This is a genomic window from Neisseria sp. HMSC058F07 (genome assembly GCF_001810035.1).
GTDB classification, from domain to species: Bacteria; Pseudomonadota; Gammaproteobacteria; order Burkholderiales; family Neisseriaceae; genus Neisseria; species Neisseria perflava.
Window position 1 is genome coordinate 658 of record NZ_KV799705.1, and the last position, 533, is coordinate 1,190.

Annotated in this window: 1 pseudogene; it reads right to left on the reverse strand. The window is 57.6% G+C overall.

The window, feature by feature from the left end:
* Positions 1–533 (reverse strand): annotated as a pseudogene (locus HMPREF2696_RS11545) (RHS repeat protein); the annotation flags it as partial.

The following is a 533-nucleotide window of genomic DNA, read 5'->3' on the forward strand; positions in this document are numbered from 1 at the left end:
CGTCCATTCTTCACCGAGGTTGTTGCTGCTTTTAAGCACTTTGCCGTCGGCGTCGTAACGGTCGTATTCGTAGCGGGACACCAGTCCGTCGGGTTGGCTATGTTCGACCATGATGTGGTTTCGGTAGGCGAAACCGCGCAGTTTTTTGCCGTCTCGTCCGTAAACGGCGGTCAAATTGCCGCAGCCGTCGTAGTCGTAGCGCACCAATTCCTTGCCGTTGAAGGTGACGGAAGTAAGGCGGTTGACGTAGAAACGTTCGTCTTCGGAAACGAATACGTCCCGTTCTCCGGCCGGGTCGAAGTCGGGATCGTTGTCGTGCAGACGGATGGAGGAGAATACGGGCTGAAAGTGTCGGCCACTGCCGTCGTAAATGCTGTGCGGCAGTCCGTTGTCGTTGTAGCAGAGGCGGATATGGCGGCCGTTGCGGTCGAGTTGTGCGACCAGTTGGAAAATGCCGCAGCCGGAATCGACTTCGGCAAACAGCAGCCGTGCACCGCCGTCGGGGGAGGCGATTTGGTAGAGGTCGTCTGAAA